This window comes from Amycolatopsis sp. (assembly GCF_035546795.1).
Classification (GTDB): domain Bacteria; phylum Actinomycetota; class Actinomycetes; order Mycobacteriales; family Pseudonocardiaceae; genus Amycolatopsis_E.
The window spans coordinates 196,128-220,432 of sequence record NZ_DASZWC010000030.1 but is presented as its reverse complement, the minus strand read 5'-3'; the positions used below and the strand labels follow the sequence as shown (position 1 = coordinate 220,432).

At 70.3% G+C, this 24,305-nt stretch carries 22 protein-coding genes; 3 read left to right on the top strand and 19 right to left on the bottom strand.

Annotation, left to right across the window (positions count from 1 at the left end; genetic code table 11):
- Positions 1-151: 151 nt before the first annotated feature.
- From VHD82_RS19350 to VHD82_RS19330, 5 genes are all read right to left on the bottom strand, one after another.
- Complete coding sequence (locus tag VHD82_RS19350) at positions 152-694, bottom strand: HIT domain-containing protein (protein WP_325705401.1); 543 nt, start codon at positions 692-694, stop codon at positions 152-154.
- A complete protein-coding gene (thrS, locus tag VHD82_RS19345) occupies positions 687-2,726 on the bottom strand; it encodes a threonine--tRNA ligase (protein ID WP_325705398.1) in 2,040 nt (679 codons plus the stop codon). Before thrS ends, VHD82_RS19350 begins: the two co-directional genes overlap by 8 nt.
- Before the next feature lie 110 nt (positions 2,727-2,836).
- Complete coding sequence (locus VHD82_RS19340) at positions 2,837-3,454, bottom strand: malonic semialdehyde reductase (protein ID WP_325705395.1); 618 nt, start codon at positions 3,452-3,454, stop codon at positions 2,837-2,839.
- Between the two features lie 94 nt (positions 3,455-3,548).
- Positions 3,549-4,352: a glycoside hydrolase family 16 protein gene (locus VHD82_RS19335; protein WP_325705392.1), complete on the bottom strand. Its 804-nt coding sequence runs from the start codon at positions 4,350-4,352 to the stop codon at positions 3,549-3,551.
- An 11-nt stretch (positions 4,353-4,363) separates the two neighbouring features.
- Positions 4,364-5,245, bottom strand: a complete 882-nt coding sequence (locus VHD82_RS19330; RefSeq protein ID WP_325705389.1) for a glycosyltransferase family 2 protein — start codon at positions 5,243-5,245, stop codon at positions 4,364-4,366.
- A gap of 83 nt (positions 5,246-5,328) precedes the next feature.
- Here VHD82_RS19330 and VHD82_RS19325 point away from each other — a divergent pair, with 83 nt between their 5' ends.
- Entirely contained in the window at positions 5,329-6,555 is a 1,227-nt protein-coding gene (locus tag VHD82_RS19325; protein ID WP_325705386.1) for a hypothetical protein, read from the top strand.
- Between the two features lie 97 nt (positions 6,556-6,652).
- Here VHD82_RS19325 and VHD82_RS19320 read toward each other — a convergent pair whose 3' ends face one another.
- The 10 genes from VHD82_RS19320 to VHD82_RS19275 form a co-directional block, all read right to left on the bottom strand.
- Complete coding sequence (locus tag VHD82_RS19320; RefSeq protein WP_325705383.1) at positions 6,653-6,883, bottom strand: hypothetical protein; 231 nt, start codon at positions 6,881-6,883, stop codon at positions 6,653-6,655.
- A complete protein-coding gene (locus VHD82_RS19315) occupies positions 6,880-8,877 on the bottom strand; it encodes a hypothetical protein (protein WP_325705379.1) in 1,998 nt (665 codons plus the stop codon). The genes VHD82_RS19320 and VHD82_RS19315 overlap by 4 nt, the downstream gene beginning before the upstream one ends.
- Positions 8,874-10,139, bottom strand: coding sequence for a lipopolysaccharide biosynthesis protein (locus VHD82_RS19310; protein WP_325705376.1), 1,266 nt, complete (start codon positions 10,137-10,139; stop codon positions 8,874-8,876). Before VHD82_RS19310 ends, VHD82_RS19315 begins: the two co-directional genes overlap by 4 nt.
- Positions 10,136-10,501, bottom strand: a complete 366-nt coding sequence (locus tag VHD82_RS19305) for a hypothetical protein (RefSeq protein ID WP_325705373.1) — start codon at positions 10,499-10,501, stop codon at positions 10,136-10,138. The genes VHD82_RS19310 and VHD82_RS19305 overlap by 4 nt, the downstream gene beginning before the upstream one ends.
- A gap of 33 nt (positions 10,502-10,534) precedes the next feature.
- Positions 10,535-12,703 (bottom strand): glycosyltransferase, encoded by a 2,169-nt coding sequence (locus VHD82_RS19300; RefSeq protein WP_325705372.1) that lies wholly within the window; start codon positions 12,701-12,703, stop codon positions 10,535-10,537.
- Positions 12,704-12,788: 85 nt separating this feature from the next.
- Positions 12,789-13,673 (bottom strand): glycosyltransferase family 2 protein, encoded by an 885-nt coding sequence (locus VHD82_RS19295; RefSeq protein WP_325705369.1) that lies wholly within the window; start codon positions 13,671-13,673, stop codon positions 12,789-12,791.
- Between the two features lie 74 nt (positions 13,674-13,747).
- Complete coding sequence (locus tag VHD82_RS19290; RefSeq protein WP_325705366.1) at positions 13,748-14,767, bottom strand: SDR family oxidoreductase; 1,020 nt, start codon at positions 14,765-14,767, stop codon at positions 13,748-13,750.
- On the bottom strand, positions 14,764-15,558 hold the full coding sequence (locus VHD82_RS19285; protein ID WP_325705363.1) for a glucose-1-phosphate cytidylyltransferase: 795 nt from the start codon (positions 15,556-15,558) through the stop codon (positions 14,764-14,766). Before VHD82_RS19285 ends, VHD82_RS19290 begins: the two co-directional genes overlap by 4 nt.
- Entirely contained in the window at positions 15,555-16,820 is a 1,266-nt protein-coding gene (locus tag VHD82_RS19280) for a class I SAM-dependent methyltransferase (RefSeq protein ID WP_325705360.1), read from the bottom strand. The genes VHD82_RS19285 and VHD82_RS19280 overlap by 4 nt, the downstream gene beginning before the upstream one ends.
- A gap of 182 nt (positions 16,821-17,002) precedes the next feature.
- Positions 17,003-18,082, bottom strand: a complete 1,080-nt coding sequence (locus VHD82_RS19275) for a class I SAM-dependent methyltransferase (RefSeq protein WP_325705357.1) — start codon at positions 18,080-18,082, stop codon at positions 17,003-17,005.
- A gap of 45 nt (positions 18,083-18,127) precedes the next feature.
- Here VHD82_RS19275 and VHD82_RS19270 point away from each other — a divergent pair, with 45 nt between their 5' ends.
- The gene (locus tag VHD82_RS19270) at positions 18,128-18,679 is read left to right on the top strand and encodes a dTDP-4-dehydrorhamnose 3,5-epimerase family protein (RefSeq protein WP_325705354.1); all 552 of its coding nucleotides are present in this window, start codon (positions 18,128-18,130) and stop codon (positions 18,677-18,679) included.
- Here VHD82_RS19270 and VHD82_RS19265 read toward each other — a convergent pair.
- The 3 genes from VHD82_RS19265 to VHD82_RS19255 all read right to left on the bottom strand — a co-directional run bounded on the left by VHD82_RS19265 (position 18,660) and on the right by VHD82_RS19255 (position 22,351).
- A complete protein-coding gene (locus VHD82_RS19265) occupies positions 18,660-19,310 on the bottom strand; it encodes a PIG-L deacetylase family protein (protein WP_325705351.1) in 651 nt (216 codons plus the stop codon). The genes VHD82_RS19270 and VHD82_RS19265 overlap by 20 nt on opposite strands.
- Positions 19,311-19,332: 22 nt before the next feature.
- On the bottom strand, positions 19,333-20,850 hold the full coding sequence (locus tag VHD82_RS19260) for a sugar transferase (RefSeq protein WP_325705348.1): 1,518 nt from the start codon (positions 20,848-20,850) through the stop codon (positions 19,333-19,335).
- 682 nt (positions 20,851-21,532) lie between these two features.
- Entirely contained in the window at positions 21,533-22,351 is an 819-nt protein-coding gene (locus tag VHD82_RS19255) for an IclR family transcriptional regulator (protein WP_325705347.1), read from the bottom strand.
- 101 nt (positions 22,352-22,452) lie between these two features.
- On the opposite strand from VHD82_RS19255, the gene VHD82_RS19250 reads away from it, so the two are divergent.
- Complete coding sequence (locus VHD82_RS19250) at positions 22,453-22,860, top strand: VOC family protein (protein WP_325705345.1); 408 nt, start codon at positions 22,453-22,455, stop codon at positions 22,858-22,860.
- Positions 22,861-22,915: 55 nt separating this feature from the next.
- Here the strand turns inward: VHD82_RS19250 and VHD82_RS19245 are convergent, their stop codons facing one another.
- Positions 22,916-24,301, bottom strand: coding sequence for a sugar porter family MFS transporter (locus VHD82_RS19245; protein ID WP_325705343.1), 1,386 nt, complete (start codon positions 24,299-24,301; stop codon positions 22,916-22,918).
- Positions 24,302-24,305 lie beyond the last annotated feature (4 nt).

The following is a 24,305-nucleotide window of genomic DNA, read 5'->3' as shown; positions in this document are numbered from 1 at the left end:
CACATCGCCCAGAAACTCAACCGCCGTCCACGCAAAACGCTCGGCTGGAAAACCCCAGCCGAGCGTCTACGTGATCTACTGACAACCATCCAGACCATCAGGTGTTGCCAGGACCCCGAGAACCCGCCACGGAGCGAGGGGCGTTTTCGCGCTATTTCCAGGCGCTCGCCAGCAACGCCCTGGTCTCCCCCAGCAGCTGCGGCAGCACCTTCGTGTGCCCGACGACGGGCATGAAGTTCGCGTCGCCGCCCCAGCGCGGCACCACGTGCTGGTGCAGGTGCGCGGCGATCCCGGCGCCGGCGATGACGCCCTGGTTCATCCCGATGTTGAACCCGTGCGCGGCCGACACCGCACGGATCACCGTCATCGCGTGCTGGGTGAACTCGGCGAGCTCACGCGTCTCGTCCGCGGTCAGCTCCGGGTAGTCGGCGACATGCCGGTAGGGCAGCACCATCAGATGCCCGGGGTTGTACGGGTAGAGGTTCAGCACCGCCCACACGTGCTCGCCGCGCGCGATGATCAGCGCGTCCTCGTCCGGCAGGGCGAGCAGGCGGCAGAACGGGCAGCCCTCGGGTTCGTCACCCTCGGGCTTGTCCTGCCCCTGCACGTACGCGAGCCGGTGCGGGGTCCACAGGCGCTGCAGCGCATCCTCGACGCCGACGCCGTCCTGGGGAACGAGCTCCGGCTCACTCACCCAGGACCGTCCCGAGCGCCTCGGCGGCCGGCGAGGAGTTCTCGCGGCGCGCGATCCACGAGGCGATGGCCTCCACCGCGCCGGCGACCGGCACCGAGTTGATCTGGCTTCCGTTCCTGAACCGGAACGACACCGCGTCCGCCTCCACGTCCTTGCCGCCCGCCAGCAGCAGGAACGGCACCTTCTGCGTGGTGTGGGTGCGGATCTTCTTCTGCATCCGGTCGTCGCTGGTGTCCACCTCGACGCGAATCCCCTTGGCACGCAAGGCTTTCTCCACCGAGCGCAGATGCTCGACGTGCTCGTCGGCGATCGGGATGCCGACCACCTGCACCGGCGCCAGCCACGCCGGGAACGCGCCGGCGTAGTGCTCGGTGAGCACCCCGAAGAACCGCTCGATCGAACCGAACAGCGCGCGGTGGATCATGATCGGGCGCTGCCTGCTGCCGTCGGAGGCGGTGTACTCCAGGCCGAAGCGCTTGTTCTGGTTGAAGTCCAGCTGGATGGTCGACATCTGCCAGCTGCGGCCGATCGCGTCCTTGGCCTGCACCGAGATCTTGGGGCCGTAGAACGCCGCGCCGCCCGGGTCCGGCACCAGTTCGAGGCCGGAGTCCAGCGCCGCCTGGCGCAGGGTCTCGGTGGCCTCTTCCCACTCCCAGTCCTCACCGATGAACTTGTCCGAGTCCCCGCGGGTGGACAGCTCGAGGTAGAAGTCGGACAGGCCGTAGTCGGCGAGCAGCTCGAGCACGAACTTCAGCAGCGAACGCAGCTCGCCCGGCATCTGCTCCTTGGTGCAGTAGATGTGCGAGTCGTCCATGGTCAGCCCGCGCACCCGGGTCAGCCCGTGCACCACGCCGGACTTCTCGTACCGGTACACCGTCCCGAACTCGAACAGCCGCAGCGGCAGGTCCCGGTAGGACCGCCCGCGCGAGCGGTAGATCAGGTTGTGCATCGGGCAGTTCATGGCCTTGAGGTAGTAGTCCTCTTCCTCCACCTTCATGGCCGGGAACATGGTGTCCGCGTAGTAGGGCAGGTGCCCGGAGGTGTGGAACAGCCCGCCCTTGGTGATGTGCGGGGTGTTCACGAACTCGTAGCCTGCCTCCTCGTGGCGGCGGCGCGAGTAGTTCTCCAGCTCGCGGCGGATGATGCCGCCCTTGGGGTGGAACACCGGCAGGCCCGAGCCGATCTCCTCGGGAAAGGAGAACAGGTCCAGCTCCGCGCCCAGCTTGCGGTGGTCGCGCCGCTCGGCCTCGGCGAGGCGCTCCAGGTACTGCTCCTGCGCCTCGGCGGACTCCCAAGCGGTGCCGTAGATCCGTTGCAGCTGCGGGTTCTTCTCGTTGCCGCGCCAGTACGCGGCGGCGACGCGGGTGAGCTTGAACGCCGGGATGAACTTCGTGGTCGGCACGTGCGGGCCGCGGCACAGGTCGCTCCAGACGCGTTCCTTCGTGCGCGGGTCCAGGTTGTCGTAGGCGGTCAGCTCGCCGCCGCCGACCTCCATCACCTCGGAGGTGTCCACTGTGTCCTCTGTGGACTTGAGGTCGACGAGCTCGAGCTTGAACGGCTCGCCCGCCAGCTCCTCCTTGGCCGCCTCGACCGATTCCAGCACCCGGCGGGAGAACTGCTGCGAGCCCTTGACGATCTGCTTCATGCGCTTTTCCAGCGCCTGCAGGTCTTCCGGGGTGAACGGCTTCTCGACCGCGAAGTCGTAGTAGAACCCGTCCTTGACGGGCGGGCCGATGCCGAGCTTGGCGTCCGGGAACTGCTGCTGCACGGCCTGGGCGAGCACGTGCGCGGCGGAGTGCCGGATGACGCTGCGCCCGTCCTCGGTGTTCGCGGCGACCGGCTCGACGGTGGTCTCCACCTGCGGCACCCACGCGAGATCGCGCAGCCTGCCCTCGGCGTCACGCACCACGACGATCGCGTCCGGGCCCTTGGCGGGCAGGCCCGCCTCCCGGACAGCCGCACCGGCCGTGGTCCCGGCCTGCACCACCACGCCGGAAGCGGGTGCGGCTGCGACGGACGACGGCTGGTTCACGATGGGCTCCTCGAAACACGTGTATTGGTGCCTTAACGCGTCCGATGCTATCCGTCCAGCCGGGAGCCACTGGCGGGGCACCCTCCACGCGGGAGGGCGCCCCGGGAAGCTCAGACGCTGGCGACGACCTCGTCGTAGTCCAGCCGCGGCAGCCGGTCGAACCACGGGTTCTCGCCGGGCTTGCCGACGTTGACCACCACCAGGCTCTTCCACTTGGTGTCCGCGAAGAACTCCTTGTCCACGCCGGCGTTGTCGAACCCGGTCATCGGGCCGGCGGCCAGCCCGGCGGCGCGCACGCCGATGATGAAGTAGCCGACCTGCAGCAGCGAGTTCAGCCGCGCGAAGCCTTCGCGGGCGCCCTCGTCGCCGGCGAAGAGGTCCTTGGCGTCGGGCTTGTGCGGGAAGGTCTTGGGCAGCTTCTCGTGGAAGTCGGTGTCGGCGGCGAGCACGACGGTCACCGGGGCGCTCGCGGTCTTGGCGCGGTTGCCCTCGGACATGTGCGGCAGCAGCCGCTCCTTGCCCTCCGGCGTGCGCACCACGAGCGCGCGCAGCGGCTGGGTGTTCATCGACGTTGGCGCCCACTTCACCAGGTCGTAGATCGCCTGGAGCTGCTCGTCGCTGACCGGCTCGTCGCTGAAGCTGTTGGCGGTACGGGCGTCACGGAACAGCAGATCCTGCACGTCGGCGGGTACGTGCAGCGCTTCGGCCAGGCTGGCGGTCGAGGTCATGGGCGTTCTCCCTTGTCCTTGGGGTGCTTTCCCTGACTCCAACAACGGTTGAACGCTTGACTATTTCGGTGGCGGCCTGTGGCAGTGATCACCTTCAGCGGTACACGCGCGCCCAGTCCACCTGCGCGGTGGTCTGCTGCGGGAGGCCGGGGTGCTTGCGGATGTAGGTCAGCTGCAGCACCAGGTGCATCGGGGATCGCGGGATGTACTTCGGGTCGTCGTAGACGCCCCACACCTGACCGTCGAGGTACAGGGTGATCTTGTCCGCCTGCCAGTCCACCCCGAAGTTGTGCCACTGGGTCAGGTCGACCGGGTTGCTCTTGAAGTACGGGCCCTTGAGGTTGCCGGGGCCGTGCAGCCAGCTTTCGGTGAACGCGCGGGCCGGGTTCCAGGTCTCGGAGAAGTCGATCTCCCCCGCGTCCGGGAAGTTCGCGTCGTCCGAGCCCCACAACAGGAACGCGGGGGCGTAGCCGGCGTCGGCGGGCAGCGGCATCCTCGCGCGCACCTCCCAGCGGCCGTAGGTCTGGTCGGACTTCCAGGCCAGCCCGCAGGTGGTGCCGGCGTCCAGCGGCAGCCCGGTCATGGTCAGCACGCCGCCGGAGACCGCGCACTGTTTCCTGCTCCAGCTCTCGTTCACCGAGTTGGTGCCGTCGTAGACGTCCCAGTGCCTCGTGTCGATCTTGCTGCCGGTGAACTCGTCGCCGCCGACCTCCTGCCAGCCGTTGAGCACGGCGGCCTCGGTGGAGCGCGGCTGGGCCGGCAGGTCACTGGTGACGCCGGCGCCCCGCGCCGCGGGCTGGCCGGTGTCGCCGAACCGCTGGGAGGTCAGCTTGACCGCCACCACCGCCCCGATGGCCAGCACGGCACAGAGGGCGATCAGAATCACGCGACGCTTCACGGCCGAACAACCTACATCCCTCGTTCGGGTGGTTCCGTTCGCCCAGTGGTTTCTGTTTCCGCCCGGTGTGCCTGGGCCCGCGCGACCAGGAAAAGCGCCTGCCGGCGCAGCCGCGCGCCCGGCGCTTTCGCGGCCCCGACCAGGCGATCCCGCTTGCGCACGTCCCATTCGGGCGCTGTCGCCAGTTCGTCGCTCAAAGTCCGTTGCTCCGTGTAACCCGGACTGGACAGCACGGCCGACAGCGAACCCCGGGTGACGCGGAACGCGGCGAGCGACTCGCGCATCCCGTAGAAGTCGCCGTGTTCGAGCAGCCGGATCCACAGTGCGAGGTCCATCGGGAAGCTCCACCGGCCGTCGAACCCGCCGACCGCGTCGAACTGCTCGCGGCGGAACAGTGCCCCGGCCGGCTCCCCCAGCGGATTGCCGCCGTGCCGCACGATCTTGCGGACCACGTCGCGGCTCGGCTGCCTGCCGAGCAGCCCGCGCAGCCCGCGGTTGCGGCTCATCGGCCGCGATTCCTCGTTGATCATCGTGCGGCGGCTGCACACCAGCGCCAGCCCGGGATCCTTCGACAGCACCGCGTACTGCCGCTCCAGACAGCGCGGGTGCAGCAGATCGTCGGCGCAGACCAGTTTCACCAGTGGCGCCGAGGAAAGCGCTATCGCGCGGTTCCAGTTCTCGGCCACCGGCAGCACCTGGGAGTTGCGCACCACGCGCAGCCGCGGATGCCGGAACTCGCGCAGGATCTCCGGCGTGCGGTCGGTGCAGGCGTTGTCCAGCACCAGCAGCTCGAAGTCACGGAAACTCTGCGTCAGTACGCTGCGCAGCGTCTGCGCCAGGTATCGTTCGGCCTGGTATGCCGGGACACACACCGAGATTTCAGGCCTGCTCACGCCAAACCCCCTCGATCGGCCGGATTCCGCGCAGGCGCCGCGGCGCCGCACCGCGCAGACTCGGATACGTGAAGAGCCTGGCGATGGTAGCGGTCCTGATCACGGCGCTGGGTTCGTGGCTGCCCGCTTTTCCCGCCCGGCCCGTGAGCGAGGACGGTTTGCTGCTCGGCGTCACGCACACTCAGTACAGCCTCGACTCGTGGCTGCCCGCGCCGGACCGGGAGGCAGGCGAACGGATCCTCGGCGCCACGCCGATGATGCAGAACCAGCACCTGATGGGCTTCGGCGTGCTCAACCCCGAACCCTCGCCCGGCGGCTACGACTGGTCCAGTCTGGACGATCGGATGGCGCTGATCTCCCGCACCGGCGGCATTCCCGTGCTCACCCTGTGCTGCGCCCCGGACTGGATGAAAGGCGGCGAAGCGGGCACCACGGACTGGAGCAAGCTCACCGACGCCCCGCTGCCCGGGCATTACGCCGACTTCGCCGAACTCGCCGCGCGCGCCGCCCAACGCTACCCGCAGGTGCGGTATTTCCAGGTGTGGAACGAGCTCAAGGGTTTCTGGGACGAAACCGGCAACAACTGGGACGCGGCCGGTTTCACCGCGTTCTACAACCAGGTCTACGACGCGGTGAAACGCGTCCGCCCCGACGCGCTCATCGGCGGCCCGTACGCGGTGTTCGACATCTATGCGGATGCCCGGCCCTCCGGCCTCGCCGGGCCGTACGGCACGGTGGACCGGCGCGTGCTGGATCTCTACCGCTACTGGAACGAGCACAAGCACGGCGCGGACTTCGTCAGCGTGGACGCCTCGACCCGGACCAAGGACCAGGGGCTGATCACCTCGCCCGCGGCCGCGAGCGCGATCTACGCCGACGTGACCCGCTGGGTGCACACACTGACCGGATTGCCGGTGTGGTGGGCGGAGTTCTACCCCGACGCGGGCGCGGACAGCGATCAGGCACGCGCGGCGGCCACGCTGGACGCCGTCGCCCGAGCCGCCGAAGCGGGCGCGGCGGCGATGCTGTTGTGGGGGCCGCAGGCCGAGGACGATCTGCCTTACGGCGCGCTGTGGACGAATCCGGCCGCGGGTGCCGTCGAGCCGACAAGCCTTACCGCGGCGTGGAACTGGCTGGTGCCGCGGCTGCGGGCGAAGCAGGTGCGGGTGGTGCGCGACGTGCCCGGTTCGCTGCTGAAGTTCACCGACGCCGGGCAGACCCTCACGGTGAACCTGTCCGGTTCGGCCAGGCTGCTGCGCGAGGGCGCGGCCACGGTCGGCCTGGCGCCCTTCGGGATCACCGTGGGCTGACTCCGGCCGGCTTTTCATAAGCGGCGGAGCCGTTTGCGGTGGCGGGCGACGGGACGGGCCGCTACCCGCACCGCCACGCAAGCACTTTTCACCGTGTTCACACCGCCAGCCCCACCACTATTCGCCAGACCGCGCAGATGACCGTGAGCGCCGTCAGCACGACCGCGACGATGTCGAGCCGGCGGATGCGGCTCGTGCGGGCGCTCGCCGTGTCGGTGGAGCGGCGGCCGACGGCCAGCTCCTTGAACACGGTGCGCACGATGACCACCGCCAGCAGTGCCACCCCGAGGACCGCGGTGACGAGGGTGAGCACGTCGGCCGGGCTCATCCGGCTGTTCCTTCCTGGTCCGGCTGCGGGTTCTTCACCGCGGCGCTGGCCCGCGCGAGCACGAGTGAACCGTCCTGGTCGAATACCGTGCGGTAGAGCTGGGTGCCGGCCAGTCCGGCCAGCAGCTGCTGCTGGTAGCCGTCCGGAGCGTTGTTGAGGATCTTCACGTAGGCCCACTGGGGCCCGGTGAGCACAAGATAGTCGGGGCCCTTCTCGCGCAGGCAGGCGACGGTGGCCGCGACGTCGGTCACGTCGGCGCAGTAGATGTCCACTTCGGACTGATCGACCTCGCCGACCCGTTCGAAGTCCAGCGGCACCGCGTTGACCAGCGAGTCCACCCGCTGGCCTGGCCCGGCCTGGCCGACCGCGAACGACACCGCGTCGATGTCGGTGCGACCGGCGGTGGTGTAGGCGTCGTTGCCGCCGCGTGCGAGGACCGTCGAAAAGGCCAGCAGGGACAACACGAGCCACGGGATCGCGGCGACCGCGACGGTGCGGCGCGGCTGGTTGCGCCAGCGCAGCCGCCGGGCGCTGGTGATCGCCCGTTCCAGCGCGATACCGCCCGGCAGCGCCATCAGCGGCAGCGCGTAGAGGAAGCAGCGCATGAACACCTCGCCGCCGTAGGACTGCACCACGGCGATCCCGAACGGCGCGGCGCACAGCACCGGCAGCAGCCACGAGCGCAGGTTGTCGCGGCGCATGAAGATGATCCCGAGCGCGGCCAGCCCGGCGATGAACCCGCTGATCGCGATCCGCACCAGCAGCACGATCAGGTGCCCTGGACTGCCCGAGAGCCGGCTGAACAGGCCCTGGTCGACCGAGGAGCTGACGTCGCCGAGCGGGCTCAGGATCATCTGCACCAGCTGCCCGCTCCAGAAGTCCTCCGCGCCGAGGGAGAACCACACCACGGCCGCGCCGACGACGATGAACGGCAGCCACGCCGGCCACAGCCTGCCGAACAGCAGCAGCAGCAACAGGAACATGCCCAGCACGAACGGGGTCAGCTGATGCGTCGGGGCGAGCCCGAGGCCGATCAGCACCACCGAACCCTGGGCGACCAGCCGCGCCTTCGGGCTCGACCGGGGCGCCAGCCGCACCCGCAGCCGCGCGCGCACCGGCTCGGTCAGCCGGGGCCGCACGAGATGCCGGAACGTCAGCGTGAGCGCCGCCAGCATCAGCACCATCGCGGTGGCCTGCGGGGAGAAGTAGTCCTGTTCGGTCCAGTTCCCGGCAAGGAAGATCCACGGCGCGATCCAGGACGCGCGCCGGTTTCCCAGCGCGGACACCGCCAGCGCCCGGGTGCCGAGCACCATCAGCCCCGCGAACACCACCGGCGCCCAGTTCAGCAACGACAGCGCGTTCGGGATGCCGGCGGCCTTGGTGATCATGGCGATCAGCGAGAAGAACCCGGCCCAGGAGAACCGCGCGTCGTAGCCGTCCAGCACTTCGCCGTGGCCGGCGATGTACTCGGCGAACCCGGAATGCAGCCACGCCGTCGGCAGCCGCGCGACCTCCTCGACCGCGGGCTGCAGGCCGTACACGAAGATCACGCCGACGAGCGTGTACGCGCTGAGGAACCACGTGCGGGGTGTGTAGCGCAGCAGTTCCAGTACCACCGCGGAAACCAGGATCGGGTACGCCAGCAGCGTCGGCACCGACAGCTCGCCGATCAGCCCGATGCCGCCGATCGCCGAAGGCGGTACCGGACGCAGGCCGACCACCCACAGGATGACGCCGACCGCGGCCAGCCCCGGCCCGAAGAACGGGTCCGCGAGGAACGCCGGCCGCCCGGGGCCACGGGGCATCCGCGGCCGGGACTCGACCGCGCGCCGCCGTTCCGTCGCCTCCTGCTGTGGCGTGAGCAGGCCCGCTGTCGGGATATAACGCGTGGGGCCGCTCGGCGTGGGGTAACGCATCGGCCGGTTCGGCCCGGGATAACGCCGGACCGGCCGGTTCGGGCGGAACGGGCCGAGGAACCTCGTCGGCGCACTCACGGCCGCGCTCCCGGTAGCCGCCCGCGCAGGTCCACCAGCACGACCGCGGCCAGAACGCAGTGCGCCACAAGCAAACCCGCGCCGAAGGAGAACTCACCCGGCATCACCATGGCGAGCACGACCGCGCACGCGGCCGTGGCGGCGTGCAGCCCGGCCACCCCGACGCCCCGGCCCTGGCCGAGGTGCACCGCGATGCCGACGAGGACCACCAGCCGCGGCAGCTGGGCCACCAGCAGGACGCGCAGCAGGCCGGTGCCCGCGGTGTACTCGTGCCCGAAGATCATCAGCAGTACCCCGGCGAGCAGCCCGCCGACGATCAGCAGTGGCACGAACACCATGGCGAGCCTGCCGCCGGCGCGCAGGGTCAGCGAGCGGGCGTGCCCGGGCTCGGCGGACAGCCGCACCACGAGCGGGTTGACGAACATCGTGGCCGCGAGGTCCAGCGCGTTGATCGCGGTCCACACCACGAAGAACACCGCATTGGCGTCCGCGCCGAAGCGGTGCAGCATGATCAGCGGCACGAGGTTGTACAGCACGACGATGCACACCGTGCCGGGGTAGGCCGGTGCGAGCAGCCGCACGATCTCACGGCGGTCCGGCAGCTCCCCCGGCTGCGGTTCCGCCCGCACCCGCCGGAACACCAGCGCCGTCACCACGAGCACCACCAGCACTGTCGGCAGCACCCACGAAACGATCAGCCCGAGCGCGCCCACCAGCGGCGCCAGCACCACCAGCACGATCAGCCGCGCCAGCCCGAACAGCCCGTTCTCCACCGGCACCCAGCGCGCCCGGCCCACGCCGGTCAGCACCGAATCCTGGAACTGGAACACCGTCCACGCCACGGCGGCGAGCAGGAACAGCCACGCCCCGCCCGGCACCTTCGACACCACGTCGGCGCCGGCGGGCACCAGCACGAACACCGTGGCGCCGGCCAGCGCGCCCAGCAGCACCGCGAGGTAGGTGCGGTTCAGCAACGCCGGCAGGCGCTGCCCGGCGCGGGGCAGCCAGCGCAGCACCGCGGGCCCGAGGCCGAGTTCGGCGACCCCCGCGATCAGCAGCATGCCCGAGACGAACGCCGAAGTGTGCCCGACGTCGGCGGCCGGCAGCAGCCGCGCCGCCAGGATCCAGCCGACCATCCCCGCGATCGCACTGATCGCCGCGCTCGCCGACAACGCCAGCCCGTCGGCGAACATGCCACGGCCCGGGCCCGCCGTGTCCAAGGGAGCCTGCGGCCGGTTCCGCGACCGGGGCCATCTGGTCACCGGGCACCGGCTTGGCGCGGGGGTTTGCTGCGCAGCACGTGGTGCACCAGCAGCGCCGCGGTCGCGAACGCCATCCCGACCACCGCGGCCTCCGGATGCCAGGCATGCGTGAGCACCAGCATCTGCGCCAGCACCAGGCTGATCGACACCGACAGCCCGACCGCGCTGATCCAGGTGACCGACACGTGCCGCACGTTGACGTACGAGATCAGCGCCCAGCCCGGCGCGGTGCACACGAACACCAGCACCAGGAGGGTGCGCAGCGGGGTGGTGAGGTTCGTCAGGATCAGCACGACGGTGAGGAAGCACACGGCGAGCAGGCAATAGGCGGTGATCCGCCGGTTCCTCAGTTGCTCGAGCACCCGCCGCCCCTTCTCTCCCGCGCCTGCCTATGGTTACCGATGCCCGGACCGGGCATCGAACCGGTACCGCTTCCACGCGCGCACCAGCGCCACCGGGCCGCCCAGCATCCCGTACCGCTCGTCCCGGCGGAGCTGGCGCAGGCGGGACCGCGCCGCACGGTCGGACAACGGCAGTTCCGGGGTGCGCGACGCGAGCCGGGCCATGCCGCGCGGCAGCCGGCGGAGGATCGAGAACACGCCGGAAGGCCGCCGCAGCACCGAAAGCAGCAGCATCGACGCGAGCCCGACGCCGTAGCCGCGCATCTGCTCGCGCAGCTCCAGCCAGTCCGCGCGGTGCGTGTGCCGGGCCACCGCGTGCGGCGTGTAGACCACGGTGCCGTTCTGCCGCGCCAGCCGGACGAACAGGTCGAGGTCCTCCCCTGAGGCCGCCGGGGTGCCCGCGCCGAGCAGTGGGTCGAACCCGCCGAGCTCGTCGAAGGTGGTGCGGCGCCAGGTGGTGCAGCTGCCCGGCCCGTAGCGCGCCATCGACAACGGGTAGAGCGGATCTTCGCGCACCGTTTCGCGATCCAGCCGCTGGCGGCGCACCGTGTGGCTGTAACCCTTGAGCCGTTCGAACAGCACCTCGGCGTCGGTCTCCAGGCTGGCAGGCAAGACCATCGCGGTCACGCAGCCGACGCCGGGCCCGGTCGCGAACTCCTCGGCCACCGCGTCGAACCAGCCCGGTTCCACGCTGATGTTCTCGTCGATGAAGGCGATCAGCTCGCCGGTGGCTTCCCGTGCCCCGGTGTTGCGGGCGATGCTCACGCCCTTGCGCGGTTCGACGAGATAACGGGCGCCGAGTTTCTCCGTTTCCTCGCGCAGCCAGTCGTCGCCGTGCGCCCCCGTCGGGAAGTTGTCCACGACCAGGATCTCGAGCCGGTCATACCCGGCGGCCAGCGCGGCGCGCACGCTCGCGAGCGCCTGCGGCTTGCGCCGCGCGGTCGGGATCACCACGCTGATCAGCGGCCGGTCGAACACCGCTTTCGGTTGCGCCGCAACGGTTCCGGCGCCGATCAGGTCGAGCCGGACGGACCCGTGGCGCACCGGCAGCAGCACCACGTCCAGGGTGCGCTCGCCGTCGCGGACCAGCACCTGGGCCGCGCGGTAGTGCCCCACCGCGCGCGCCGGGACGGGCAGCCGGGCGGGCAGGTCGCGCACGTCGACGGTGGCGACGTGGATCGGGCCGTGCACGAGTTTCGGTGTGCTGGAACGGATCCGCAGCTTGTCCCCGGCGAGCTTGCCGCGCACGTACCCGGCGGCGGTGCTGAACACGACGAGGAACAGCGCGCACAGCCCGGCCGGGCGGCCGCGCAGCAGGTTGCCGAGCTCCCGGAATCCCGCCGCCACCATGGTTTTGCGCAGATAGTCCCGTTCGGTGGACAGCGCCGCGTCCGCGCCGACCGACCGTGACACCAGCGCCTTCGACAGTCCCTCGCCCCAGCCGCGGCGGCGCAGGTAACCCCACGTCAGCCTGTCCGGCGTGACCCGGTGGCGCACCGCGGCCGAAGGCCGGAACAGCACCAGCGCGCCCGGTGACGCCTGGTGCAGCCGGATGCACAGCTCGGTCTCTTCGCAGCCCAGCGGGGTGCGCCCGACCCGGCCGAGGTCCTCGGTGAACAGCCCGGCGAGCCGGAACGCCTCGCGGCGGAAGGACATGTTGCAGCCCATGAGGTTCCGCACCGGGGTCTCGGTGACCGGCTGCCCGGTGTAGGTGCAGCCGACGACCCAGTCCAGTTCACCGGTGCCTTCGCCGCCCGCGGGCAGCAGCGGCGGCCGGGCACCGTCCGGCCAGCGCGGGCTCGCGGACCCGCCGACGGCGAGCACCCGGGGGTCGCGGTACCCGGCCAGCAGCTGCGCAAGCCAGTCCGGCCCGGCCACCGCGTCGTCGTCGAGGAACGCCAGCACGTCGCCCTTGGCCAGGTCGATGGCGGTGTTGCGGGCGCCGGAAAGCCCGCGCCTGCCGGAGTTCCGGACCACGGTCACGCCGGCGAACTCCGCCGCGGCGCGTTCGGCCAGCGCGTCATCGTGGTCGATCACGACGATGATCTCGCCCGGCGGCACTGTCTGCTCCCGCACCGAGGCGACCGCGGCGACCAGATCGTCCCAGCGCCGGTCGGTGTAGGCACAGATCACCACCGAGGTGGTGAGTTCGGTACTGCTCACGGGGCCTCCTCGTCGGACACGGCGAGCCGCGGCTGTGTCATGACGTCGGCCGGCGTGGCGTCGAATGATTCGCTCGCAAGCTCGCTCATACGGGCTCGCTCACACCCTCGGCGGCCGCGGCCATCCCGGCCGGGGTGAAGCGGCCGAACCGGCGCGTGCGGCGCTGCTTGCCGACCCGCTGCCATTCCGCGACCAGGGTGCGCAGCACGCGGCCGCCGTCGGAGAAGGTGCGCAGGTTCGTCTCGCCGTGGATCCGCGCCCGTTCGACACTGGGCACCTCGGTGATCCACAGGCCCAGGGCGGCGACCCGGCAGTTGATCACGGTCTCGATCTCGAACCCGTCGCCCCACAGCATCTGCGCGCCGGGCGCGGTGAACACCGGGGGCAGCGCCAGCTGCGGCACCAGGTCACGCCAGAACGCGTTGTAGCCGTAGCAAAGATCGGTGAACCCGCCGCTGAACAAGGTGTTGCTGATCTTGTTGAGCCCCGAGTTGCCCGCCGCGCGCAGCGCGGTGATGTCGTGGCTGCCGCCGCCGGGGGCGAACCGGCTGCCCTTGGCGAAGTCCGCCCCGCCGACGAGCGCGTCGACGAACCGCGGGATCTCGGCGGGATCGGCGGAGCCGTCCGCGTCGAACATGACGATCACGTCCCCGGAGGCGGCCAGGAACCCGCAGGCGAGCGCGTTCCCCTTGCCGCGCCTGGTCTGCTGGATCACCCGGACCCCGGGCCGCGCCGCGTGTGCGACGGCCGCGGTGTCGTCGTCGGAATGCCCGTCCACCACCAGCACCTCGTGCACCGGGGGCAGCTCGGGCAGGATCTCACGCAGGTTGGCGGCCTCGTTCTTGGCGGGCACCACGACGGTGACCGCCGGTTCGAGGCGGCGCCGGGGGACGCGCCTGCCTGCGAACGCGATGGCGTCGCCGAGATTTTCGAAGCCGGGGACGGAACGCGGGGAATCGGTGATCGTCACGCGCGGGGTTCCTCACGAGGGCGGGGGGGTTCGGGGAGGGGATAAAAACTGTGACGCCTGACAGCGCCTCAGGTTCACCTGAGGCGGAGATCTTCTCCGAGCCGGTCCCGGCCGCGCTGCTGCTTGAGCCACGCGAGCCGGGTGAACCGTTCGGTGAACTCCGGCATCGTCAGGCCGAAGCGGGTGTAGGCGCCGGCGAGCTCGGCCGCGCCGGCGGGCACGGTCCATTTCGCCTCGAACCCGGGCAGCGCGGCCCGGATCCGGGAGAAGTCGACGCGGTAGGAGCGCGGGTCGGCCCCGGCCTCGCCGGTGATCACCAGCTCGGAACCGGGCACCTCGGCGACGACGGCTTCGGCGATCTGCCGCACGGTGAGGTTGTTGACCTCGGTGCCGACGTTGAAAGCCTTGTCGTGCACGGCTTCCACCGGTGCGGCCAGCGACTCGGCGAACGCCGCGGCGATGTCGGCCGCGTGCACCAGCGGCCGCCACGGCGTGCCGTCGGAGAGCACCAGCACCTTGCCCGAGAGCACCGCGTGGCCGACGAGGTTGTTGAGCACGATGTCGGCCCGCAGCCGCGGCGAGAACCCGAACGCGGTCGCGTTGCGCAGGTACACCGGGCTGAACCCGGAATCCGCCAGCGCGTGCAGATCGTCCTCGACGCGCACCTTCGACTCGGCGTACGGGGTAACCGGGCGCAGCGGCGCGTCCTCGGTGACCAGTTCCTCGCCCGCGGCGCCGTACACCGAGCACGTCGAGGCGTAGAGGAAGCGGCTCACCCCGGCGTCCTTGGCGAGCTTGGCCAGCTGTACCGACGCGGTGTGGTTGATGTCGTAGGTCAGCTCCGGCGCGAGCGAGCCCAGCGGGTCGTTGGACAGCGCGGCCAGGTGCACCACGGCGTCGAAGCCCGCGAGCCGGTCGGCGGTCACGTCGCGCAGGTCCACCGGCGCGCCGGACGGGTCGTCGGGACGGGGCCCGAGCACGCAGCCGGCGAACAGGCCCGAGTCCAGCCCGGACACCTCGTGCCCGGCTTCGCGCAGCACCGGGGCCATCACCGAGCCGAGGTAGCCCTGGTGCCCGGTCAGCAGTACCTTCATGCGCCCGCTCCCACCGCCGCGGGCTTCTCCCACAGCATCCACGGCCGTGCGCCGCTCTCGTAGGCCGCGTCGAGCGCGGCCCGTTCCTTGAAGGTGTCCGCCGGCTGCCAGAACCCGCGGTAGGGATAGGCGATCAGCCTGCCCTTCTCGGCGAGCGTGCCGCAGGCGTCCTCGACGAGGTCTCCGTTCTCCGGGATGTGGTCGAAAACCTCTTGGCGCAGCACGAAAAAGCCCGCGTTCTCCCAGACCGGCAGCTGGTTCGCCGAGCTGATCGAGCGCACGGTGCGGCCGTCGAGCTCCACACAGTGGAAAGTGGACTGTGGCGGCACGACCATCATCGAGGCGCCCGCGTCGCTTCCGGCGAACGCCGTGATCATGTCGTCGAGCGGGGCGTCGGAGAGCACGTCGGCGTAGTTGGCGAGGAACATCTCCTCCCCCGCCACGTGCTCGCGCACCCGGCGCAGCCGCTCGCCGATGCTCGACTCGAGCCCGGTGTGCACGAAGGTGATCGACCAGTCGCTGATGTCGGTGGACAGCAGCCGGACCTCACCGTCGCGCAGCACGAAGTCGTTCGACGCGGTTTCGGTGTAGGTCAGGAAGAAGTCCTTGATGTGCCGGGCCCCGTAACCGAGGCACAGCACGAACTCCGTGTGCCCGAAATGGGCGTAGTACCGCATCACGTGCCACAGCAGCGGCCGTGGCCCGACCATCTGCATCGGCTTGGGCACGTCGTCGGCGGGACCGTTGCGCATCCGCATCCCGTACCCGCCGCAGAACAGCACCACCTTCATGCGCCGATCACCTCTCGCTCGGGGGTCACGATCTCCAGCCGGGGAATGGGGAACACCAGCCGCCCACCCCATCCGGCGATGAACCCGAGCTGTCCCGCCAACTCGGCACGCAGGTTCCAGGGCAGTACGAGCACGTAGTCCGGCCGGTCCGCTTCGATCCGCTCCGGCGCCAGGATGGGGATCCGGGTCCCGGGCGTGTACCGGCCGTGCTTGTACGGGTTTCTGTCCACTGTGTACGGCAGCAGGTCGGGCCGGATGCCGCAGTGGTTGAGCAGGGTGTTGCCCTTGCCGGGCGCGCCGTAGGCCACGACCCGCTCGCCGCGGCGGCGGGCCTGGATCAGGAAGTCCAGCAGCTCCAGCCGGACCTGCTCGACGCGCTGGGCGAACCCGGCGTAGCCGGACATCTCGTGCAGCCCGGCGGCCTTCTCCGCGGAAAGCGTTTCCAGCATCCGCACGCTCGGCTCTCCGGCGACCGCCTCCGGCCGGGCCCACAGCCGGATCGAGCCACCGTGGGTGGGCAGCCGCTCGACGTCGACCACGGTCAGCCCGCTCGTCGCCAGCGCCCGCTGCGCGGTGGCGACCGTGTAGTACTGGAAGTGCTCGTGGTAGATCGTGTCGTACTGGGTCAGCTCGATCAGGCTCAGCAGGTGCTGCACCTCGATGGACACCCAGCCGTCGTCGGCCACCAGCGCGCGCAGGCCCGCGGTGAAACCCAGTACGTCGGGGATGTGCGCGTAGACGTTGTTCGCGACAACCAGGTTCGCGGCCCCGTGTTCCTTCCGCACCGCGGCGCCGGTCTCGGCGTCGAGGAAGGCCGTCAACGTCGGCACTCCCGCCTCACGCGCGGCCTCGCCGACGTTGACCGAGGGCTCGATGCCAAGGCAGCGCAGGCCACGGGCGACGACGTTGCGCAACAGGTAGCCGTCGTTGCTGGCGACCTCCACGACGAAGGAATCCGCGCCGAGCCCGAGCCGTTCCACGGCGGCACCGACAAATGTTTCGGCGTGTTCCAGCCAGGAGTGTGAAAATGACGAGAAATACGCGTATTCGGTGAATGTCTCGACCGGGTCGATGAGCGGCGGGAGTTGCACGAGAAAACATTGTGGACAGACGCGCAGGTGGAGCGGAAAGGTCATTTCCGGCGAGTCCAATTCGGACTCCGCCAGAAACGACTCGCAGGGCGGGCTCGCGCCGAGGTCGACCACGCTCGCCAGGTCTTCGGATCCGCACAGGCGGCAGCTCACCTGGTGTCCGGTCGGCATGGTCTCGGCCACTCCCCAGTCAGGTCGGTCAGGGCGTCCCGACGCCCAGTGTCACCGTGACTATAGGAGGACCCCCCATGCGCGTTACGCGCAACTGGGTGAGTGAGTCACAACTATCGGGTGAGTATCACAGCTGTCCGTGACGGATCCTCCACGTTAGGTGACCTGACCTGGGAAGTTGCTCAGACCGTGATCCACTCGCAGCCCCGGCGATCGAGGGCGGGATGGGCGGCGCGGACCTCGGGCAGCAGATCGGGCACGAACAAGATCAGCACATCCGGCGGGGATTCGGCGAGCAGCCCCGGGCCGGCGACCGGAATTCGGCTCGCGGGCATCCGGCGGCCCTGTTTCGCGGGAGAGGCGTCGACAATCACGGGCAACAGATCGATATCGATTCCCGAACTCCGCAGTAACACCACCGCGCGGGACGCCGCTCCGTACCCGGACACCCGTTTTCCGGCTTTCGCTCGGTCCGCCAGCAATTCACGCAACCGGGCACCGCCCTCGGCCGCGGCCCGGCCCAGCGCGCTCACCTGGGGCACCTCGGTGACCCCGGCCGCCAGCTCCGCGCGCACCCGCTCCCCTGTCTCCGGCGCCTGCGTGACGTCGCGGCCGAGTTCGAGCAGCACCGTGCCTCCGTAGAGCGGGAATGTCCAGCTCCGGCCCGGCCGCAGCCCGGCCGAGGCGGCGAGCGTGATCGCGGCCGGGGTCGAGTAGTACGCGAAATGCCCGTGCCGCAAGGCGTTCCACTGCCCGCCGGCGAGGATCGACGCCAGCGAGTGGTACTGCATCAGGAGCACGCCGCCGGGCGCGAGCAGCTCGGCGCGGGTGGCCATCGCGCCCCGCTGACCGGCCTCGTGCATCAGGCCGAAGCAGTCCAACACCACGTCCGCGGGCTCGCCCGGCGGGGCTTCGCGCATCCCCTCCGCGCGCAGCAGCGGCAGCCACGAGCCGCCGTGCGGGCTGCCGAACTCGGTGACCGTCGCGCCGTGCCGGACGATCCCGGCCGCCCGCAGCACCCGCACCGCGTCCGCCGCCTGCTCGGTCAGCGCGCGCGGCTCGACGCCCGCGGGCTCCTCGCGGGTGCCGGGGTCCTCGATCAGCTGCGCCAGCGAACACTGCTCGCACAACCACATCCGCAGCGGGAACACCGGCTCGGCCGCGGTGTCGCCGGCCGCCGGGAAAAGATCGCAGGGCGGCTGGTCACCGAGGTCGAGGACGAGGTCTCCGGCGGTGGATCCGCAGGCACGGCAGGATGGCACGGGTTCCCCCAAGACGACGATCGACCGGACAGGAGCAACCTAGTAGTGCGCGTAACCGAGACCGAGATCGCGGGCGTCCTCGTGTTCACCCCGCGGCCGCACCATGACGACCGGGGCCTGTTCACCCGGACCTTCGACGCCGCGATCGCCGCCCGGCACGGCGTCGAACCCGGCGCGCTGGCACAGGATTCGCAGTCCCGCTCGCACCGCGGCGTGGTGCGCGGGATGCACGGCCGCTCCGGGCGTGGCGAAGCGAAGCTGGTGCGCTGCGCGCACGGGGCGGTGCTCGACACGATCGTCGACATCCGCGCGGACTCGCCGACGTTCGGCCGCCGCCTGGAATTCCGGCTCGACGACACCGAATTCGCGCACCTGTACATCCCGCCGGGAATGCTGCACGGGTTCCAGGCGCTGACCGAAACCGCCGACGTGTGCTACCGCATCGACCGCCCGCACGACCCGGCCGAGGACATCGCCGTGCACCACGCCGACCCGGAGCTGGCGATCGGGTGGCCGCTGCCGGTGAGCGTGGTCAGCGCCCGCGACGCCGCCGCGCCTTCGTGGCGGGAACTGCTGGTCAGCCTCGGCCGAGCGTGAGCGCCAGCTTCTCGACGTGGAACGCCTCGGCGTAGCGGGTGTGCTGCTGCACCCCGCGCAGCCGGGCCAGCGCCAGGAACGCTTCCTCGGTGTACCAGTCCTTTCCGTGCTGCGACGGGTAGTGCTTGCCGAGCAGTTCCGCCTTGCGCAGCGCGGTTTTTTCGCTCAGCGGCTGATAGACCGCGGGCTGGGCGAGGTCGCCGTCCCATTTGAGGATCTCGTAGCCGAGCACCAGCTGGTCGCGGAACACGGTGGGCGCGATCTCGGCCAGCAGGCGGTGGTCCTGGTGCCGGTCCTCGCGATGCGGCGCCAGCACGAGATCGGCGTCGAGCCTGCCGCGCAGCTGCGTGACGGCGTCCTTCGCGTCGGCCCAGTGCGCCGGCATCCGCCCGTCCGGCAGGCCGAGCACCGTGACCTCGACCTGGGCGGGCGCGCAGAACTCGGCGAGCGCGGCGCGCTCTTCGTCCTCACGGACGGTGCCGCCACCGGAGAGCACGAGGGCGTGCACCCGCAGTCCGGGGCGCTGGGCGCAGAGGGTCAGCAGGCTGCCGCCCGCGCCGATGGCCAGGTCGTCGCAGTGCGCGCCGAGCAGCGCGACGGCACGGATTCCGGGTAGTTCAAGGGAAAGCACCCCGGGAGGTTATCCCGGGGGTTCAGTACGCCCCGCGCCCGCCGACGACCGCCCGCGCGGTCTTCCACAGGATCGCCATGTCCAGCGCCAGCGACCAGTCCTCCACATACCGCAGGTCCAGCCGCACGCTTTCCTCCCAGCTCAGGTCGCTGCGCCCGCTGACCTGCCAGAGCCCGGTGATCCCCGGCTTCACCAGCAGCCGCCGCTGGGTGGTGCCGTCGTAGCCCTCGGTCTCCTCCGGCAGCGGTGGCCGCGGGCCGACGAGCGACATCGTGCCGGTGAGCACGTTGAACAGCTGCGGCAGCTCGTCGAGGGAATACCGGCGCAGCACCATGCCCACCCGCGTGACACGCGGGTCGCGGCGCAGTTTGAACAGCGGCCCCGAGCCCTCGTTCGCGGCCAGCAGCTCGCCGCGGATCTTGTCGGCGTCCACGACCATGGTGCGGAACTTGATCATCATGAACGACCGCCCGTCCCGGCCGATCCGGCGCTGCCGGTAGAACACCGGGCCCCGGTCGCCGAGCTTGATCAGCAGCGCGATCGTCAGCAGCACCGGGGAGATCAACGCTATCCCCGCCGCCGCGACCGTCCGGTCGAAGGCCTCCTTGACCATCCGCCGGCCGCCGGTGAACGCCGGCGCGCTGACGCGCAGCAGCGGCATGCCGAGCACCCCGGAGACGTTCAGCCGCGGGCCCGCGACCTCCATCAGCACCGGCGCCACCACGAGATCCGCGCCGGTGCCCTCCAGATCCCACGCCAATTGCTGCAGCCGCCGGGGCGACCAGTACGGATCCGCTGTCACCGCGACCACGCGGTAACCGCCGCGGTGCACCTGATCCGCGACCTCGTGCAGCCGCCCGGCGACGGGAATCCCGCCGACCTCACCGGCGCCGCTCGCCGTGCACACCGCCTCGACCCGCCAGCCGACGTGCGCGTCCGCGCGGGTGCGGTCGATCAGGTCCCGCACCGTGTCCGGGTCACCGGCCGCCATCACCGGCAGCATGCAGGTGCCGTTGTTGTTGCGGGCGTGATGCAGGATCCGGCGCAGCGCGTACCGCTGCGGCACCGCGATGATCCCGACCAGTGGCACGGCCACGAACACCCACGGCTGCACGTCCAGCGCGTCGAACACCAGCCCGGCCATCGCCACCATCACGGCGGCGACGATCAGCCCGCGGCCCAGCCGCCGGAACTCCTCCGCGCCCTCGCCGAGCACGTGCCTGTTCCACGCGCGGTTCAGCGGGAGCGTCACCAGGATCGCGGCGGCGGTGCCCGAGGCGTGCAGGAAGTACGGCCGCCCGGTGATTTCCAGGATGATCAGCGCTGCGGCGCAGATGACCAGAAGCGTGGCGAAAACGTCACATCCGATCACCCACGCGCGGTACTTGTGCTCCCACGCCGTGGACGACGCGCGTGGTGGCGCCTTGCCGTCCGGGCCGATCGCGTGCAGGGCCCGCCTCGGCCTGCCCGGCATCCGGCGCAGGTCGATCCCCAGTACCGAGTCTCCGCCCGGAAACGGCTTGCGCACCGGCTCTTCCATCCGACCTCCACCCGTCCGGTTGTGCGAACCAGCGCGTCCCAACATGCCGCACTGCTACCCTGAGTGATTATCAGGGCTGTGCGCTCCCGTCCCCGTCCGAGACCGCACCTGCCGTGGAATCGGTCCTTTTTGCGGTGGCGTTACAGCGGGTTCCCCTGGCAAGGCGGCAATAACGCGCTACGAAACGGCAACGGGCCGATCACGGGAGGCGTACTGGACCCCTCGTTACCGAACTCCAAACAACTACGGAATGTAGCCGGTAAATCTATCACCGATCTCCAGCGGTGCCGACAGGTGGAATACGCGTTTCGTTCTCACCTGAATGGAGCATTGTGTGCGGGCCCGGCAGCCGTGACGATAAGGATGTCGGCGCCACGATGCGCCGTCAGGACCGCCGGATGTGTGTGCCTCTTTAGCCATTGACTCCCGCAGCCGGCCGTCGGGAACCCCGGCGCGGATCCGCCCTCCCTGAGCGCCGGGGTTCCATTCCACTCTTTCCGCACCGCGAAACCGCCACCGGGCGACCCGACCCGGGCCACCCCCACCCTCGGGTGCGGTGGCGCGGCCACGCGTCCGCTCCTGTCGCTACGCAACCCCTTGCAGCGCAAGGAAAAACGAGCCCTCGCCGGGCAGGCAGGCTCCAGGACGAGACCCGACTCCCGGGGCAGCCCGCGCCCCACCCTCAAGCCGCGTCGTCGTCGTTCCGGGCACGGGGGCGCGACACGATCTGCGTGGCCACATCCAGCAGCGCCTTCGCCGCCTTGCCGACGTCCTTGGCCGGGAACCGCGCGGCCGGGGCGCTCAGGCTGATCGCCGCCGGGACGCTGGTGCCCAGCAGTGGCACGGCGACGCAACGGCCATCGGCCTCGTTCTCCAGGTTGTCGACCGCATAACCGAGGCTGCGCACGTTGTCCAGCTCGGCGAGGTACTCCTCGATCGAGGTGATGGTGTTCGCGCTGCGGCGCGGCATCCCGGAGCGGTCGAGCACGTCGCGCACCCTGTCCTCGGCGAGATGCGCGGCGATCGCCTTGCCGATCGCGGTGGAGTGCAACGGGTCCCGGTCTCCGCGCGAGGCCGCGAGGCGCACCCCGCGGCGGCTCTCGATGATGTCCACGTAGATGATCCGGTCGCTGTCGAGCACTCCGAGGTTCGCCGTCTCGCCGAACTCGTCGCGCAGTTTCTCCAGCCACGGCCGGGCGCATTCGCGCAGCAGCTCCAGGTGCCGCGACTGCATACCGAGAAAACCCAGCCCCAGCCGGAAGAGCCCGCTCTCGTCGTCACGCTCGACGTAGCGGTGCTGTTCGAGCGTCCACAGGTACCGGTAGGCCGAGGACTTCGGCATCCCGGTGGCGTCGACCACGGTGTTGAGACTGATACCGTCCACCGACTGCTGCAGCAGATCGAGGATGGCGCAGACTCTGTCGACCGCACGCAGTGAGTAGTCGCGATCTTCGGCGAAGCCTCCGGCGTCCTCGGGGTCCTGGCTGCGGTCCGCGGGCACGACTCACCTCGTTTCAGTAGACAGAGTGAGCGTTTCGGATATTACCGCTTCGCGCCGTCGCGCGGCAGGGGAAACCCGTTGCCGCCGGGGAGGAAGACCTGATGGACTGGAAACTCGAGGTCATCGTGCTACCAGTGGCCGACGTGGACCGGGCGAAGGCGTTCTACGTCGAGCGCGCCGGGTTCGGGCTCGACGTGGACTTCAGCGCGGGCGAGTCGTTCCGCGTGGTGCAGCTGACGCCGCCGGGATCGGCCTGCTCGGTCACGTTGATGCGCAACGACGAAGCCGCGGGTTCGGTGCAGGGCCTGCACCTGGTGGTGCCGGACATCGACGCCGCGCGCGCCGAGCTGACCGGCCGGGGCGTGGACGCCGCGGAGATCTTCCACTTCACCGAAGCCGGCCAGCAGCCGGGGTACGACCCACAGCGGCGGGACTACGGCACCTACTTCTCCTTCAGCGATCCCGACGGCAACGGCTGGCTGGTCCAGGAAGTCCTGAGCCGCGGCTGAGCACGAAAGACAGCGGCGGCGACCGGTCCGGTCGCCACCGCTCCTTCCCGCTGTGTCAGGCCTTCGCGCGCAACGGCGTGCGGGCGCGCAAGTCCAGCTCGATCTCTTCCAGGCTGCGGCCCTTGGTCTCGGGCACCAGCCACCTGGTCAGCGCGAACAGCACCACGTTGACCCCGGCGAACACGAGCATCGAACCGCCCAGCCCCAGTGCCTTCGGGTCGGACATGAGCGGGAACACCGCGGTGATGATGCCGGTCGACGCCCACAGCACGACGCTGGCGACGCCCATCCCGGCGGCGCGTTCCCGCAGCGGGAACACCTCGGACATCATCACCCACACCACGGCGCCCCAGCCCAGCTCGTAGCCGACCAGGTACAGCACCATCATCACGAGCATGAGCACGCCGAGGGTGGCGGTGTCGTGCACGTTGTACACCGAGAGCGCGGCGCCGATCAGGGTGAGCACCATGATCGCGTTGCCGATCAGCAGCAGCGGTTTGCGGCCCCAGCGGTCGACGACGAACACCACCCACGCGGTGAACAGGAACTTCGTCACGCCCAGCAGCACGCCGGACAGCAGCGCGGCCTGGGTGGCGAAGCCCAGTCCGATCAGCATCGTCGGGAAGTAGGCGTTGACCGCGTTGACCCCGCTGAACTGCTGACCGGCGGCGAGCAGCACGGCGACGAACAGCATCGGGCGCACCCACGGCGCCCACAGGTCACGGATGCGGCCCTTCTTCTCGGTGTCCAGCCGGATCACCTCACGGATGCTGTTCAGTTCGCCGTCCACATCGGTGCTGCCGTGCGAGCTGACCAGGACCGCGCGGGCCTCTTCCTCGCGGCCGCGGCTGAGCAGCCAGCGCGGGGTCTCCGGCAGCGCGATCAGGCCGAAGAACAGGATCACCGCGGGCACGATCGCGCAGGCGAACATGAGCCGCCAGTTCGACGACGAGCCGAGCCCGTAGCTCACCAGGAACGCGATCAGGATGCCGAGCACGATGAAGATCTGGTTGAGCGCGCCCATCGCGCCGCGCAGTCTCGCCGGAGCCAGCTCGGAGAGGTACGTCGGCACGGTCGACGAGGAGAACCCGATGCCGACCCCGATGACCAGCCGGGAGATCACCAGCATCGTGAACGTGGGCGAGAACGTGGCGGCGAGTGTGCCGAGCACGACGATGACCGCCGCCGACATGATGGTGCGCCGCCTGCCGAGTGCTTCGTTGCCCCGCGGCGAGAAGATCGCGCCGATCACCGCGCCGACCGAGATGCTGGCGGTGATCACGCCCTTGTCCCAGCTGGACAGTGACCAGAGTTTGGTGATGAAGGGCAGCGCGCCGGAGATGACCCCGAGGTCGTAGCCGAACAGGATGCCGCCGAGTGCCCCGAAGAAGTACAACGTGGTCCTGCTGATATTCCGCCGCGAAGGCGCTGTCCGCGTCATTGCC